The 12758-nt window shown below is 64.7% G+C and carries 10 protein-coding genes; 5 read left to right on the top strand and 5 right to left on the bottom strand.

All coding sequences use genetic code 11. From position 1 onward, the window contains the following. Window positions 1–140: 140 nt before the first annotated feature. From IQ16_RS17990 to IQ16_RS18000, 3 genes are all read right to left on the bottom strand, one after another. Window positions 141–941 carry an FAD binding domain-containing protein gene (locus IQ16_RS17990; protein WP_018646245.1) on the bottom strand — a complete coding sequence of 267 codons (801 nt, stop codon included), beginning with the start codon at window positions 939–941 and terminating at the stop codon, window positions 141–143. 15 nt (window positions 942–956) lie between these two features. Further along, window positions 957–3299 (bottom strand): xanthine dehydrogenase family protein molybdopterin-binding subunit, encoded by a 2343-nt coding sequence (locus tag IQ16_RS17995; RefSeq protein WP_018646246.1) that lies wholly within the window; start codon window positions 3297–3299, stop codon window positions 957–959. Window positions 3300–3384: 85 nt separating this feature from the next. Next, window positions 3385–3870 carry a (2Fe-2S)-binding protein gene (locus IQ16_RS18000; RefSeq protein ID WP_018646247.1) on the bottom strand — a complete coding sequence of 162 codons (486 nt, stop codon included), beginning with the start codon at window positions 3868–3870 and terminating at the stop codon, window positions 3385–3387. A gap of 548 nt (window positions 3871–4418) precedes the next feature. Here IQ16_RS18000 and IQ16_RS18005 point away from each other — a divergent pair. The 5 genes from IQ16_RS18005 to IQ16_RS18025 all read left to right on the top strand — a co-directional run bounded on the left by IQ16_RS18005 (window position 4419) and on the right by IQ16_RS18025 (window position 9969). Next, on the top strand, window positions 4419–4868 hold the full coding sequence (locus IQ16_RS18005; RefSeq protein WP_026312497.1) for an SRPBCC family protein: 450 nt from the start codon (window positions 4419–4421) through the stop codon (window positions 4866–4868). Between the two features lie 407 nt (window positions 4869–5275). Then, on the top strand, window positions 5276–6991 hold the full coding sequence (locus tag IQ16_RS18010) for a PQQ-dependent methanol/ethanol family dehydrogenase (protein ID WP_018646249.1): 1716 nt from the start codon (window positions 5276–5278) through the stop codon (window positions 6989–6991). Window positions 6992–7130: 139 nt separating this feature from the next. Continuing rightward, entirely contained in the window at window positions 7131–8321 is a 1191-nt protein-coding gene (locus IQ16_RS18015) for a c-type cytochrome (protein ID WP_026312499.1), read from the top strand. A gap of 153 nt (window positions 8322–8474) precedes the next feature. Next, a complete protein-coding gene (locus IQ16_RS18020) occupies window positions 8475–9164 on the top strand; it encodes a response regulator (protein WP_018646250.1) in 690 nt (229 codons plus the stop codon). Window positions 9165–9279: 115 nt separating this feature from the next. After that, the gene (locus IQ16_RS18025) at window positions 9280–9969 is read left to right on the top strand and encodes a response regulator (RefSeq protein ID WP_051123047.1); all 690 of its coding nucleotides are present in this window, start codon (window positions 9280–9282) and stop codon (window positions 9967–9969) included. Window positions 9970–10112: 143 nt separating this feature from the next. Here the strand turns inward: IQ16_RS18025 and IQ16_RS18030 are convergent, their stop codons facing one another. Together IQ16_RS18030 and IQ16_RS18035 are read right to left on the bottom strand one after the other, a co-directional pair. Continuing rightward, window positions 10113–11468, bottom strand: a complete 1356-nt coding sequence (locus IQ16_RS18030) for a hybrid sensor histidine kinase/response regulator (RefSeq protein WP_035667472.1) — start codon at window positions 11466–11468, stop codon at window positions 10113–10115. A gap of 5 nt (window positions 11469–11473) precedes the next feature. After that, window positions 11474–12640, bottom strand: coding sequence for an FIST N-terminal domain-containing protein (locus IQ16_RS18035; RefSeq protein ID WP_018646253.1), 1167 nt, complete (start codon window positions 12638–12640; stop codon window positions 11474–11476). Window positions 12641–12758: the final 118 nt, after the last annotated feature.

The following is a 12758-nucleotide window of genomic DNA, read 5'->3' on the forward strand; positions in this document are numbered from 1 at the left end:
CGAGTTAATCGGCTGATTAACTTTTCTCGCCTTCCCGCCAGCGAGGCAAGCGGTTTTCATGCCGCATGGGCAAAATAAAAACGGCGCGCACCGAAGTGCGCGCCGCGGAAAATTTGCGTCGAGGCGCTGGCGCGGGATTGTCAGCCCGCGGCAGCCACGGCGCGTTGCGCCATCACCTTGACGAGGTTGGCGCGGTACTCGGCCGTGCCGTGGATATCGGCCAGCAATCCGCTCGCGGGAATGTTGACGCTGTCGAGCGCCGACGGCGACCAGTTCGCCTTCAGCGCGGCTTCGATGACGCCAACGCGCATCACGCCGCTCTGCGACGCGCCGGTCGCCGCGACCCGGATCTCGCCGGACTTCGTCTGCGCGACGAACACCGCGGTGAGCGCGAAGCGCGAGGCGGGATGCCGCATCTTGGCGTAGCCTGCCTTCGCCGGAACCGGGAACGACACGGCGGTGATGATCTCGCCGTCTTCGAGGGCGGTGGTGAACAGGCCCTTGAAGAAGTCATCCGCCGCGATCGACCGCTTGTTGGTCTTCACGGTGGCGCCGAGCGCGAGCAGCCCGGCCGGATAATCCGCGGCCGGATCGTTGTTGGCGATCGAGCCGCCGATCGTGCCGCGATAACGCACGGCGGGATCGCCGATCAGCGACGCCAGATAGGCGAGCGCTGGAATCGCCTTCTTCGCGGCATCGCTGGTCGCCACATCGTAATGCGGCGTGGCGGCCTTGATCGTCAGCGTGTCGCCGGAGGCCTCGACGCCGATCATGTCCTTGATCTTGCCAAGGTCGATGACATCTGTGGGGGCCGCGAGGCGCTGCTTCATCACCGGCAGCAATGTCTGCCCGCCGGCAAGGAATTTGGCCTCGCTGCTCTTGCCGAACAGACTGGCAGCCTCGTCCACGGAGGAGGCGCGATGATATGTGGTCTGGTACATGTTCGTTCCTCCCTCTCAAGCCGCGTTGATCGTGCGCCACACCCGATCAGGGGTTGCGGGCATTTCCAGATTGTTCTTGCCGATCGCATCCGTGATCGCGTTGATCACGGCCGCTGACGCCCCGATCGCGCCGGCCTCACCGCAACCCTTGATGCCCAGCGGATTGCCCGGGCAGAGCGTCGTGGTGTGGGAGAGGTTGAAGGAGGGCACATCGTCGGCGCGCGGCATGGCGTAGTCCATGAACGAGGCCGTGACCGGTTGGCCATTGGCGTCGTAGATGGCGTGCTCGAGCAGCGCCTGCCCGATGCCTTGAACCAGGCCGCCATGGACCTGGCCCTCGACGATCATCGGGTTGATCAGCCGGCCGAAATCGTCGGCCGCGACGAAGTTGACGAAGGAGGTCTTGCCCGTACCAGGATCGACCTCGAGCTCGCAGATATAGGTGCCGGCCGGGAAGGTGAAGTTGGAGGGATCATAGAAGGCGCTTTCCTTCAGGCCCGGCTCCATCCCGTCAGGCAGATTGTGCGCGGTGTAGGCCGCGAGTGCGACCATCGGGAAGGCGATCGCTTTGTCGGTGCCCGTCACTTTGAACTCGCCGTTCTCGATGACGATGTCGGCTTCCGACGCCTCCAGCGCATGCGCGGCGATCTTCCTGGCCTTGGACTCCATCTTCTCCATCGCCTTCAGGATCGCGGTGAGACCAACGGCCGCCGAGCGCGAGCCGTAGGTGCCCATGCCGAACTGCACCTTGTCGGTGTCGCCATGGACGATCGAGACCTGGCTGATCGGAACACCCAGGCGATCGGCAACGAGCTGGCAGAACGTCGTCTCATGCCCCTGGCCGTGGCTGTGCGAGCCGGTGAGGATCTCGATGGTGCCGACCGGATTGACGCGCACCTCGGCGGACTCCCACAGGCCGACGCCGGCACCCAGGCTGCCGACCGCCTTCGACGGGGCGATGCCGCAGGCCTCGATGTAGCAGGACACGCCGATGCCGCGCAGCTTGCCTTGCGACTTTGCCTGCGCCTTGCGCGCGGCGAAGCCGGCATAGTCGATCGCCTTCATCGCGGCATCGAGCGAGGCGTTAAAGTCGCCGGTGTCATAGGCCATGATCACGGGCGTCTGGTGCGGGAACTGGGTGATGAAGTTGGCCCGGCGCAGTGCGGCCGGATCGACCTTCAGCTGCCGCGCCGCCGTCTCCATCAGACGTTCAATGAGATAGCTCGCCTCGGGCCGGCCCGCGCCGCGATAGGCGTCGACCGGCGTGGTGTTGGTGTAGACCCCGATCACCTCGGCATGGATCGCCGGGATGTTGTACTGGCCCGACAGCAGCGTCGCGTAGAGATAGGTCGGCACCGACGACGAGAACAGCGACATGTAGGCGCCGAAATTGGCGTAGGTCTTCACCTTCAGGCCGACGATCTTGTTGTTGGCGTCGAACGCCATCTCGGCATGGGTGACATGGTCGCGGCCATGTGCGTCGGTGAGGAAGGCTTCGGTGCGGTCGCCGGTCCATTTCACGGGACGGCCGACCTTCTTCGAGGCCCACAACGCCACCATCTCCTCGGGGTAGATGAAGATCTTCGAGCCGAAGCCGCCGCCGACGTCGGGCGCGATCACGCGCAGCTTGTGCTCAGGGGCGATGTTGTAGAATGCCGACAGCACGAGGCGGGCGACGTGCGGGTTCTGCGAGGTCGTGTAGAGCGTGAAATGCTCTTCCGCCGCGTCATAGTCGGCGATCGCCGCGCGCGGCTCCATCGCGTTGGGGGCGAGGCGGTTGTTGGTGACGTCGAGCTTCACGACGTTGGCGGCCTTCGAGAAGGCGGCGCTCACCGCGCCCTCGTCGCCGATCACCCAGTCATAGACCTGGTTGCCGGGAGCCTCGGGATGAAGCTGCGGCGCGCCGGCCTTGATGGCGGCGTGCATGTCGGCGACGGCCGGGAGCTCTTCGTAATCCACGACCACGGCCTCGGCCGCGTCACGCGCCAGATTCTTGCTGTCGGCGATCACGACCGCGACGGCCTGCCCGACGAAGCGCACGGTCTCCGGCGCCATCGCCGGCCATGCGCCCATCTTCATCGGGCTGCCGTCCTTGGAGGTGATGGCCCAGCCGCAGATCAGGTTGCCGACCTTGTCGTCGACGAGCTGCTGGCCGGTGAGCACCGCGACCACGCCCGGCATCTTCAGTGCCGCGGAGGAGTCGATCCCCTTCACCTTGGCATGTGCATGCGGGCTGCGGATGAAATGGGCATGGGTCATGCCCAGCAATTTGATGTCGTCCACGTACCGGCCCTTGCCGGTGATGAAACGCTTGTCTTCCTTGCGCACGACGCGCGCGCCGATGCCTTCAACACCCATGTCTGGTCCTCCCGACCGGAAATTGTTTCGACTGCGCTTTCCCTCGAAAGCTGCAGCGGTGGTTCTTTGTTCGAAGCGGGCGGCCTTACTCGGCCGCCTGCGAGACCTTCATGCGCCCGGCCGCATCCAGCACGGCTTTGACGATGTTGTGATAGCCGGTGCAGCGGCAGATGTTGCCCTCGAGCTCCTGGCGGACGGTGGCCTCGTCGAGCTGGCCGCCATGACGGTGCACGATGTCGATCGCCGACATGATCATGCCCGGGGTGCAATAGCCGCACTGCAGGCCGTGATTGTCGCGGAAGGCGGCCTGCATCGGGTGCAGCTCGTCGCCCTTGGCGATGCCCTCGATCGTGGTGACGTTGGCACCGTCGGCCTGGCCCGCAAGCATGGTGCAGGACTTCACCGCGCGGCCGTCCATGTGCACGACACAGGCGCCGCACTGGCTGGTGTCGCAGCCGACATGGGTTCCGGTGAGGTTGAGGTGATCGCGCAGAACATGGACCAGCAGCGTGCGGTCCTCGACGTCGACGGCAACGGCCTTGCCGTTGACCGTCAGTTTGACTGTAGACACGGCGTACTCCTCCCGAATGTTTGTAGTTATTCTAATTAGAGACAGCGCGAACGGAACTTTGCAACTGGGATTTTGCTGACCGCGCGTCATGGAAAGGTCATCGTGGCGGTCGCCGTAGATGTACGATTCGGTCGCGACATTTCGTGTCGCCACCAGCGCAGGGCGCAACCTTGCAATGAGCCCAGCGAAAACGGTGTCCACGTCGTCAGCAGCGGCCTGCGCTCAACCACTATCGCGCGAAGCGCTGGCCTTTTGAGCGCTGGCCTTGGACGTCGCGCTCCTCGCGCGTCGCTTCTCCCCTTGATGCCTTGTTCCTTGTCGCGAATAGGAGCACGCGCTCACGCCCTTGTAATCGCGATCTTGGTAGTAGGCGGAAGCGAGCTAAGTCATTGATTTTGTTCGCTGCGATGCAGCGAAGCTGCGCCCCCGCACGAGGCCCGCCGGCGAGCCGCGTCGCTCGCGACCTCCTAGTACTTCCTGGCGATTGATCGCAGCCGGGCGTCCTCCTAGTCGAAGCGAACAAGCAACGGCCAAAAGGGGTGGAAGCGATGCAGATGAACGACAGTCAGCGGATCCCGGCGTCGAAGGCCACGGTGTGGGCTGCGCTCAACGATCCCGATATTCTCAGGCGCTGCATTCCCGGCTGCCAATCGCTCGAGATGGCATCGCCGACCGAGATGACGGCGACCGTGGTGCTGAAGGTCGGCCCGGTGAAGGCGACGTTCAGCGGCAAGGTGACGCTGACCGACATCGATGCGCCCAATGGCTACCGCATCGTCGGTGAGGGCGCCGGCGGCGTCGCCGGCTTTGCCAAGGGCGGCGCGAAGGTCAGGCTGGAAGAAGAATCGCCCGACGTCACCATCCTGCACTACGAGGCCGACGCGCAGATCGGCGGCAAGCTCGCACAGCTCGGCTCGCGGCTGATCGACTCAACGTCGCGAAAACTCGCCGCGAATTTCTTCGAAAGTTTTGCCGGCCTGGTAGCGCCATCATCCTGATCAGCACGTCGTCCTCGGCGCCCCGACGCGAACTTGTAGGGTGGGCAAAGGCGCTCTTGCGCCGTGCCCACCACTTACTAATCCACGAGTGCGAGAGAAGAGGTGGGCACGCTTCGCTTTGCCCACCCTACTGCGCTGAGTGGGCCGGACAAATCGGATTGCGGCGCGATGCTGCCGTAATCCGATGGCGCATTTCGAGCTGAAAAATACGGGCAAGACGCGAGCTTCGGCAACGAGATGAGCGGCGAAAGCCGCCGATGATCTGCACTACTACCTTCCGCCTATACTAAGCGCGCAAACGCGATGCTGTAATTTCGAACGATGGCTCGCAGACGAACTGCGCATCACGAGCGCAGCGCGCTCAGGCGCCCAACGAGGCGTTCACAACAACATCGCGGAGGGAATACATGACCTTTGGAACGAAGGGCTTCTTGGCCGGCATCTCCATGATTGCGATGCTCGCCGCCGCTACACCGGGCGTCCGCGCCAACGAGACCGTGCTCAAGGCGCAGTCCGATTCGAACCAGTGGGCCGTCGCGGGCCACGACTACGGCAACACGCGCTTCAGCCCGCTCAAGCAGATCAACACCGAGAACGCGGGCAAGCTGACGCTCGCCTATTCGTTCTCGCTGGCGTCGCTGCGGTCGAACGAATCTTCGCCGATCGTCATCGGCAACACGCTCTACGTTTCGAGCTCGTGGGGGCCGAAATACGTCTACGCGCTCGATGCGGCCACCGGCGCGCGCAAATGGACCTGGGAGCCCGACATTCCCGAGGACGTGCTGCAATACGCCTGCTGCGACGTGAACAATCGCGGCGTCACCTATGCCGACGGCAAGATCTTCGTCGGCCGCCTCGACGGCAAGCTGACGGCGCTGGACGCCGCGACCGGCAAGGCGCTGTGGACGACGAAGGTGGTCGATTACAAGCAGGGGTCGGTCATCACCTCGCCGCCGCTCGTCGTGCGCGACAAGGTCATCACCGGTTTCGGCGGTGGCGAATACGGCGTGCGCGGCTCGCTGCAGGCCTTCGACATCAACACCGGCAAGCAGGTGTGGCAGACCTTCACCGTTCCGTCGCCGGACGAGCCCGGTGGCGACACCTGGAAGGGCGACTCCGCCCAGCACGGCGGCGGCGCGGCCTGGCTGGTCGGCTCCTATGATCCGAAGAGCGACACGGTCTATTGGGGCACCAGCAATCCGGGCCCGTGGAACACGGCGGTGCGCTCGACCGGCGACGGCAATTTCGGCAAGCTGACCAACCTCTACACCGCCTCGACGGTGGCGTTCGATCCCAACACCGGCAAGATCAAGTGGCACATCCAGACCACGCCGGCCGATGCCTGGGACTATGACGGCGTCAACGAAGCCGTGCTCGCGGATCTGAAGATCGGCGGCAGCACCGTTCCGGCGCTGATGAAGGCGGATCGCAACGGCTACTTCTTCGTCGCCAACCGTGAGACCGGCAAGGTGTTGTCGGCGGAGAAGTACGTGTTCTCCAACTGGGCCAAGAAGTGGGACGTCGCCACGATGCGCGCGGTCGAGGATCCCGACAAGCGCCCCGGACCGAATCATCCCGCCAAGGACATCTGCCCGAACCTGATCGGCGGCAAGAACTGGCAGCCGATGTCGTTCAACCCGCAGACCGGCCTCGTCTACATCCCGTCCAACAATGTCTGCATGGACTGGTCGGTCAGTGACGTCGCCTACAAGCGCGGCGTGTTCTATCTCGGCGCCGAATTCCCGACCAAGGAAGGCCCCGGCGGCTTCCTCGGCGAGCTCGTGGCCTGGGATCCGGTCGCGCAGAAGAAGGTCTGGTCGATCAAGGAAGACCTGCCGTTCAACGGCGGCACGCTGACCACCGGCGGCGGTCTCGTGTTTGCCGGCAACATCCATGGCGATTTCCGCGCCATCGATGCGAAGTCCGGCAAGGTGCTGTGGAGCAAGAATCTCGGCTCCGGCATCGGCGCAGGTCCGGTGACCTATCAGGTCGACGGCAAGCAATATGTCGCCATCGTCGTCGGCCGCACGGCTGCGCTGCCTGCGTTCCTGGGCGAGGTAGGAAAGAAGATGACGGCCGCAGCTCCCGAGGGCGGTTCGCTCTTCGTGTTCTCCGTCCAGTGACCACTCGCGCGCGTATCCTCTCGAGGTGACGGGATACGCGCGCGCTTTTTTCAGACTTTAGCTGCGGCATCGGCCGATGCCTGATGCCGCGGCGCCTGGCTCAACGAACTCCGGCCCAACAACGTTATGGGAGACGAGGATGCGTGCCAATCATTCTGCCATCGGTGCGAGCCGAGGCCGCTCCATCTCAGCCTTGTTCGCATGTGCCGCCGCGGCGCTGATCGTTCCGGCCTCGCCGCTGCACGCCGACGAAGCGCAGCCGCTCCGTCTCTGCGCCGATCCGACCAATCTGCCGTTCTCGAGCGATAGTCCGTCGCAGCCGGGCTTCTACGTCGAGATCGGGCAGGCCCTGGCGCAGGCGCTCGGCCGGCCGATCGCCTATGACTGGTACAAATCCTATTTCGGCAAGCGCACCGTGCGCGTCACGCTGCTCGGCAAGCAATGCGACGCCATGATCGGGCTGCCGCGGTCCGAGGATTTCATGGGACCGCCCGTGATCTTCTCCAGCAGCTTCGCGAAGGAAGGCTATGCTCTCGTCGCCGCCAAGGAATCTGCGAAGGGCCAAGCACCCGGCGGCATCGACGGCCTCAAGGGCAAGCGTGTTGCCGTGCAGTTCGCCAGCACGCCGCAAAACCTGCTCGCAAGCCGCGACGACATCCAGAAGGTGACGGTGCTGTCGCCCGAGGAAGGCATGCAGGCGCTCGACCAGGGCAGGGCCGACGTCGCCTTCATCTGGGGGCCGGTGGCCGGCTGGCTGAACAAGACTACCTATAACGGCCGCTATCAAATCGAGCTCATCGAAGGCGAAGGCCTGTCATGGGATGCCGCCATCGGCTTTGCGAAGACCTCGACCGAGCTGCGCGATCGCGTCGATGCCGTGTTGCCGCAGCTTCAGAGCACGATCGGCGCACTCGCGGTGAAATACGGCCTGCCGATCGGCGCGCCGGTTCGCTTCGGTGCGGTGCCGGCGGGAACGACGACGGGGACGGGAACCGGAGCCGCCGTGGCGCAGGTCGCCAATGTGGTGGCGACCGAGACCAAGGGCGATGCGGCAGCGCCGGGTCCTGAGGCCGTCGGCGCGGGCAAGGAGATCTTCAACGGAACCTGTGCGCACTGCCACGGTCCCGATGCCATCCAGAGCGAGCGGAAGATCGATCTGCGGCTGCTGCGTCATCGCTACGGCGACGAGATGCGCGAGAAGTTCTGGACGACCGTGCATGAGGGACGGCCGACCAAGGGCATGCCGGCCTGGAAGGAGGTGTACACCGACGACCAGTTCGACAGCATCTATTCCTTCCTGCTGACGGTCCAGTCCGAATCGAACGACTGAACGATCTTGACCGAACCCGATCGGGAGGATGTGGTAGCGTCCGTCCGGCATCATCCCGGTGCCGGACGGGTGCCGCATGGTTCTGCCTCTTCCGCTCCGGCGGCGGATGCCCGTGCGGTGCACTATTCGGCGGTGCAGTCCTGTGAAGGCGCCATGACCAGCTTCCTGATCATCGACGATCATCCGCTGTTCCGCGAGGCGCTCGGCAATGCGGTGCGTCTGGCCTTGCCGGAGGCGCGGATCTTCGAGGCGATGTCGATCGAGGATGCCCTTCACATCCTGACGGCCGAGCAGGGCGAGGGCATCGACCTCGCGCTGCTCGACCTCTTGCTGCCGGATTCGACCGGCTTCTCCGGCTTCCTGCGCTTGCGCGAGGCCTATCCGCGCCTGCCGGTCGCCATCGTGTCGAGCGACGAGGACCAGCGCGTCGTCCGCGAGGCGCTGGAGCTGGGGGCCGCCGGCTATCTGCCGAAATCGATGTCGAAGCGCGAGCTGGCGCAATCGATCGAGGGCGTGCTGAAGGGATCGGTGTCGGTGCCGAAGGATTTCGTGGCGGCGCCGCGGCGGCGGGCGGAAGCCAGCAAGGCGCTCGAGGTCAAGCTGCGCGAGCTCACGCCGCAGCAGCTTCGCGTGCTCGATCTGCTCCGGCGCGGCTATCCGAACCGGCAGATCGCCCAGGAGCTTCAGCTCGCCGAATCCACGGTGAAGGCGCACATCACCGAGATCCTGCGCAAGCTCGGCCTGTTCAGCCGCAACAAGGCGATCATCGAGATCGGCAAGATGGACTTGCCCGATCCCAAGGCCCGGCCCTATGCGCGGGCCGACCGCGGGCGGCCGCAATGAGGTGCGATGTCGTGCTTGATCTCGTGTTTGACCTGAATCAACCCGGTCTGACCGGACTGAGACATTCTCGCTTCTACGTCCACTCCGACAATAATCAGGGCATGGCTCACGCGTGATGCGATTTCTGATTGTCGAAGATCATCCGCTGTTCCGCGAGGCCCTCGAGGGCGCGCTCCAGATGGTGGCGCCCGCGGCCGAGATCCTTCAGGCGACGTCGATCGACGGTGCGCTCGAGCAGGTCGCGGCGATGACCGAACTCGACCTCATCCTGCTCGATCTGTCGATGCCGGGCACCACAGGTCTTTCGGGCATCATTCGCATCCGCAAGGCATTTCCCAGGATCCCCGTCGTCATCGTATCCGGGCATCAGGATCCGCAGATCATGTCCGGCGCCTTGTCGCTCGGCGTGTCCGGCTACATCCTCAAATCATCGTCCAAGCAGGAGCTGGCGCAGTCGATCGGCGAGGTGCTGCGCGGCGCGGTCTGCGTTCCCGCGGCCTATCGCGCGCTCGTGCGCCCGCAACGTGCGGCCGGCCCCGCGCAGGATCTGTTGAAACGTCTGCACGATCTGACGCCGCAGCAATTGCGCGTGCTCGAAATGCTCAAGCGCGGCCTGCAGAACAAGCAGATCGCCTATGAGCTGAAGATTTCGGAGACCACGGTGAAGGTCCATGTCTCCGACATCCTGCGCAAGCTCAACGTGCTGAGCCGCACCAAGGCCATCGTCGAAATGTCCCGGATCGATTTCGCGACGCTGGCAGCCGAGGGCACGAGGCGCGAGCGCGGCCGGCCAGAGCCGCAATGACGCGATTTGGTCTCTTTTCGTCGCGCCGGGCGCGCCACATCCGGCAGATGATTCATAGATAAATCAAAGCCCTGGCTCAGCGTAAGATGTTACCTCTACTGTGCATGGGGTTGTTTTGCGATATTCATGTGAGCAGCCGCGCGCTAGCTCAGCAGGAACGACAGCAGCGCCCGCGTCTCGGCCGGCTTGATCGGCTTCTTCAGCACTTCGAGGCCATGCAGGCTCGCTTCCTTCGCCGCCTTTTCGGAATAGTCGGCGGTGATGATCATGGCCGGCGTGTCGAGCTTCAACTGCTCCCGGACGGCGGCGATGGCCGACAGGCCGCTCTCGCCGTGATCGAGATGGAGGTCGGCAATCACGGCATCGGGCGCGCCGCCGAGCTCGTTGAGGCGCACCAGCGCGTCCGCGCCCGATCGCGTGGTCGCGACGTCGCAGCCCCATCCCTCCAGCAGCGCGGCCATCGCCTCCGAGCCGTTCGGATCGTTCTCGATCAGCAGGATCTTGGCGCCTTCGAGCCCGCTATAACTGTAGTGCCGCTCGGCGAGCTTGACCTCGTGCACCTGGTCGCCGACTTCAGTGAGATCGGCCGGCTCAAGCTCCAGGGTGAAGGTCGATCCCCTGCCGAGCTGCGACAACAGCCGTACCTCGTGCCCGAGCACGGTCGCGAAGCGGCGGACGATGGAGAGACCGAGCCCGAAGCCGGCCTGGTCGGTCGCAATCGCCTCCCCGCGCTGGAATTCGCGGAAGATCGCCTCCTGCTGCGCCTGCGCAATTCCAGGCCCGGTGTCGGAGACCTGGACGCAGATCTGGTCGCCCCGCGGCCGGCATCCCATGACGACGCCGCCGCTGCGGGTATAGCGGATGGCGTTGGCAAGCAGGTTCTGCAGGATCCGCCGCAGCATCATCGCATCCGACATCACCGCCAGCTGTGAAGAGCGGATGCGCAAGGACAGGCCTTGCCGCGCGGCGATCGGCTCGAACTCGTTGCGGAGCTGCTCGAGCAAGGGCGCGAGCGCAATCGCGCGCACGTCGGGCTTGAGCGCACCGGCGTCGAGCTTGGCGATCTCCAGCAGCGACCGCAGCAGGTCCTCCAGCATCAGCAGCGAGCGGTCGGCCTGGTCGATGAGCAGGCCCGCCTCCTGCGATTCCATCATCTCGGTCAGCGCCGACAGGGTGAGGCGCGCCGCATTGAGCGGCTGCAGCAGGTCGTGGGTGACCGAGATCAACACCGAGGATTTCAGCGAGCTTGCCGCCTCCGCCTGCTGCTTGGCGCGGTAGAGCCCTTCATTGGCGCGCTCGACCGAATGCAGCGCCTCGCGCAACTGGTGCGTCCGGTCGCGAACCTTGTGGTCGAGCGCAATGGCGGTTTCGAACAATGAAAAGGCGTTGAGCTGCTGGTCCATCGAGCGCTCGACGCGCGACATCAGGGCGGCGTTGATCTTCCTCAGCTTGGCGGCTTCGCGCCGCAACTGGTCGACCGCATCAGGGCCCTGCCACATGTCCGTCACGACGGACGCCTTCCGATCGCGACGCCCGTGAAGGTCTGGTTCACATGCATGGAGCCGAACTGCTCGCCATAGGTATGAAAGCCGACGACCCGGTTCTGCCGGTACAATTCGGACATGTCGCGGGTGAGCTGATGCTGCTCGGCATCGAGCCGGCGGAGCAGGCACTCGAAACCGATATAGAGCGAGACGTCTCCGATCTGGTCGCGGATGTCGGCAAAGGTCTCGCAGGTCGCGCCGACCAGGCTTCGCGACGTCGCGGCCGTCAGCACCATGCCCTCGTCGATGGCGCAGAAGAAATGCAGCGAGCCGTCCGGTTCGACGCGCTGGATCGAGCGCGCGTAGTAGGAGCCGCCGACACGCACCAGGACCGGGTGCGATGCAAAGGAGAACGGATCGAGCTTGGCGTCCAAGATGCCGACCACACGCGAATATTCCAGTGCGGCGGGCTCCGCGTTCAGCTCCCTGACCATTCGATTTTCGATGTCGGCCTCGGTCACGACCATCTTCTGCGCCCGCGGCTCGAAATTGTCGCACTTGAAGACGCGGAACGGCAACGAGGTGTTCAACAGGATCAGCAGGGCGGCATTGGTGTGCGCCTTGCCATCGACGAACACAAAGGTCTTCTCGAAGCGCATCCCGTCGCCGGCGGACCCGCCGACCACCGGAATATCGTCCAGCGATGCATAGATCGCGGACATCACCGCCTCTTCGCGGCGGCACAGGCCGTCGATCAGGACGAGGCCGAAGGGACTGCCACGGTCGACCTGCGGAGTGGCCCGCAACAGCTCGTGCCGGAGCTCGCCGCCGATCCTGCGGCCGTCCTCGACGCGGAAACTGTCGAGGTTGAAGATGGGCCGCACCGCCGCGGAGAAGTCGGCACGGCTGAACGCCAGCGCCACGACGCTGTTCTCGTCCCAGCCATCAGGGGCAAGCTCGCCCGCGGTTGTGCAGCCACAGACCTGGGTCTCATCGAAGTGCCGGGTGATCTCGGCGATGAAGTGATGGGGATCGTAGCTGGGGGAGAGGAACACCAGGATCAGCGCCAGCTCGTCCGAGGGGAGCTGGGCCGCCAGCTCGGCCACGGCTTCGTCGACGCTCGCAGCCTTCGACTTGGCCACGGCAACGCCAGATGCACCGCCAAACCGAAAATCGGTTTGCCCCACTCCGTTTCTCCCCTCGAGGACAGGCTCGGTCTGATGCCAAGTGCCTGATAAGTATTCGAGAGTAGGGCGTTTTCCGGTGAGCCGCAACACGGCGCCCGGTCCCTGCAAGGATGCAGAC

Origin of the sequence: Bradyrhizobium huanghuaihaiense (genome assembly GCF_007830635.1) — a bacterium.
GTDB classification, from domain to species: Bacteria; Pseudomonadota; Alphaproteobacteria; order Rhizobiales; family Xanthobacteraceae; genus Bradyrhizobium; species Bradyrhizobium huanghuaihaiense.